This is a genomic window from Bacillus sp. BPN334, assembly GCF_008368885.1.
GTDB lineage: Bacteria > Bacillota > Bacilli > Bacillales > Bacillaceae_G > Bacillus_A > Bacillus_A wiedmannii.
Genome location: NZ_QOZW01000059.1, coordinates 1 through 622, shown reverse-complemented (window position 1 = coordinate 622; position 622 = coordinate 1). Strand labels below are relative to the sequence as shown.

Sequence of the window (622 nt, the reverse complement as noted above, 5' to 3'; positions counted from 1 at the left end):
AAATTCCGTTTGAAAGATTAGAGGCAATGCCAACCGCTACAACGTGTATTCAGCACACTACAAATAAATTAAATATGAACACGCGACCAGTTGAAGAAGAGGTGTTGGCTCCTTCTTTTCACAAGCACGACGAAGATCATTCTGTAGAATACGATGCTGAAGATGCATGGCAAGATGTCGCAAATTACGGGACATCAGAAACACCGTCCGATTTAGAAAGACAGGATTCCAAAAACTATAATGGCATGTACGTAAATAGTGAGGAAAATGTTGGGTATGTAGAGGATTTCGAAAATTTTATAGGAACAGACATGTATGGCAAAAATCCGCAAGTTTTCGCCACAGAAGAACATGAAGAGTATGAACAAATGCTTGATGACTTTGAAGAGCGCACTTTCAAAGGCGAGTTATCTTCAAATGAATCTAGCTCCAAAGAATAAAAAAAGCATTCCGAAATTCGGAATGCTTTTTATCGCTAGCTAATTAGTTTTTTGTAACGTTAGCTGCTTGTGGTCCGCGGTTTCCTTCAACGATTTCGAAAGAAACTTCTTGACCTTCTTCTAAAGTTTTGAAGCCGTCGCCTTGGATAGCTGAGAAATGTACGAATACGTCTTCTCCGCCT

Annotated in this window: 2 protein-coding genes; one reads left to right on the top strand and one right to left on the bottom strand. The window is 39.7% G+C overall.

The genetic code is table 11. The annotated features are described in order from the left end of the window. Nucleotides 1-440, top strand: a 440-nt coding sequence (locus tag DN393_RS31200) for a TraR/DksA C4-type zinc finger protein (RefSeq protein WP_472926291.1), incomplete at its 5' end; no start/stop codon positions are given. A gap of 43 nt (nucleotides 441-483) precedes the next feature. Here DN393_RS31200 and DN393_RS31195 read toward each other — a convergent pair. Then, the coding region (locus DN393_RS31195) for a cold shock domain-containing protein (protein ID WP_149174303.1) at nucleotides 484-622 on the bottom strand (139 nt) is incomplete at its 5' end.